This window comes from Fulvivirga kasyanovii, from assembly GCF_009711405.1.
GTDB lineage: Bacteria > Bacteroidota > Bacteroidia > Cytophagales > Cyclobacteriaceae > Fulvivirga > Fulvivirga kasyanovii.
In genome coordinates this window covers 1-224 of record NZ_SMLW01000636.1, presented here as the reverse complement: position 1 = coordinate 224, position 224 = coordinate 1, and the positions used below count along the sequence as shown (strand labels likewise).

The 224-nt window shown below is 39.3% G+C and carries 1 protein-coding gene; it reads left to right on the top strand.

What is annotated here, in order from left to right; translation table 11 throughout:
* Window positions 1-224, top strand: a 224-nt coding sequence (locus E1163_RS31050) for a hypothetical protein (protein WP_221418061.1), incomplete at both ends; no start/stop codon positions are given.

The window sequence follows — 224 nt, the reverse complement described above, 5'->3', positions numbered from 1 at the left end:
TGTTTGGTGTTTTTGGAATTGTAAATGATGAGCCTATAAATTGTCGATTTATTGGAGAGTCAGAAAATCTACGGGACACAGTCAAAACTTTGTTTGAAGCACCACCAAGTGAAGGCATGAAAAAATTCATGCAAGGTCCCTGGATACAAATGATAAAATATGACCTACTGCCGGAGTCTGGGGATCAGGAAAGAAAAAAGGCTGTCGATGAATGGACAACTAAG